At 62.6% G+C, this 1,191-nt stretch carries 1 protein-coding gene and 1 pseudogene; both read right to left on the reverse strand.

Annotated features, from left to right (window positions below):
* The coding region (locus AC5RWX_RS33560; protein ID WP_494100470.1) for a solute carrier family 23 protein at positions 1 to 710 on the reverse strand (710 nt) is incomplete at its 3' end.
* Between the two features lie 204 nt (positions 711 to 914).
* Positions 915 to 1,191, reverse strand: a pseudogene (locus AC5RWX_RS33565) (factor-independent urate hydroxylase); the annotation flags it as partial.

The following is a 1,191-nucleotide window of genomic DNA, read 5'->3' on the forward strand; positions in this document are numbered from 1 at the left end:
GGGCCATCCCCGACCTTGGAGAAGTTGGCCATCCCGGTTGCGACTGCGACCAGGGTTCCGATGACCATGGCCAGCAGGATCGAGAGCCGGGAAATTGTGGCGTTGCCGAGCTTGCTCAGGAGGAGAACGAGGGCCAGTGTGATCGCCGCGAGACCGATGTTTTCCATACTGCCGTAGTTCTCGGCATTCCTGTTCCCTCCCATGGCCCAGTTTGCGGCGACGGGCATCAGTGTCAGGCCAATGGTCGTGATGACAGTTCCGGTGACCACCGGTGGGAAGAACCGCACGATCTTCGAGAAGACCGGCGCGATCAACAAGCCGATGGCGGCTGAAACGATGACCGCACCGAAGACGGACTGAATGCCTCCGCCGGTGGTGACGATGGCGACCATCGTTGCCACGCCAGCGAACGATACACCCTGGACCAGCGGCAGCTGGGAGCCGAAGAACGGGATGCCAACTGTCTGGAGGATGGTAGCAAGCCCGCCCATGAAGAGCGCGGCGGCTATCAGGACGCCGATATCGGCAGGGGGCAACCCTGCAGCCTGGCCGACGATGAGCGGGACGGCAACGATGCCCCCGTACATGGTCAGAACGTGCTGGAAGCCGTAGGCGAAACTGCTTCCTACGGACAGCCGCTCGTCCTCGGGGCGGGTTGATTGCTGGCCTTTGCCGGCGACGGCGGTGGCGGATTTCCTTCTGATGTTCATGGCAGACTTTCTTGGTTCATGGCAGACGTCTTCGTCTGGCTAACGTTGTCTGGCTAACAAGTGCTCTTGGTGTGGCTTAGGGGTCGAGGGTTTCTTGTGGCGTGCCTTCGACCGCTGCGTGAGGTAGATGTGATTCCTGAAGGTGGCGGGGCCCTCTGGTCAGCTGGAGGGCCCCGGGTGGCTGCTGGCGGGAGCCGGGTGTGTTTAGCAGAAGCCGGCGATGCCGGACCAGGCGGCAGGAGCTGCGGCTGCGTCTTCCCGCTGGACCGTGGCCTCGATGAGGCCGTAGGGGCGGTCGGCGGCGTAGAAGACCTCGTTGGGGTTGTCGAGGCCGAAGGGTGAGAGGTCCACGAGGAAGTGGTGCTTGTTGGGCATGGAGAACTTGATCTCGTCGATCTCGCTGTGGGCTTCCAGTACCTTGGTGCCCATGTCGAACAGGGTCTGCTGCAGGGCGTGGGAGTACTTCTCCGTGAAGCCCTCG

The organism is Arthrobacter sp. SPT-J7, from assembly GCF_059089965.1.